The organism is Moritella sp. F3 (assembly GCF_015082335.1).
Classification (GTDB): Bacteria; Pseudomonadota; Gammaproteobacteria; order Enterobacterales; family Moritellaceae; genus Moritella.
The window spans coordinates 1-210 of sequence record NZ_BLRL01000198.1 but is presented as its reverse complement, the minus strand read 5'-3'; the positions used below and the strand labels follow the sequence as shown (position 1 = coordinate 210).

The 210-nt window shown below is 47.6% G+C and carries 1 tRNA gene; it reads left to right on the top strand.

Annotated elements, in window-relative coordinates:
* Nucleotides 1-2: 2 nt before the first annotated feature.
* Nucleotides 3-76, top strand: a tRNA-Cys gene (locus JFU56_RS22870).
* Nucleotides 77-210 lie beyond the last annotated feature (134 nt).

Genomic DNA, 210 nt, shown 5'->3' with positions numbered 1-210 from the left:
ATGGCGGGTTGGCAGAGTGGCTATGCAGCGGATTGCAAATCCGTGGACCTCGATTCGACTTCGGGACCCGCCTCCATTATTTAAGCTTGAAAGAGCAAGTTTATTGGTTCTGCACTGGAACGAATAAACTATAAAAAATTCAGTGCCCGAGTGGTGAAATCGGTAGACACAAGGGATTTAAAATCCCTCGCTTAATAGGCGTGCCGGTTC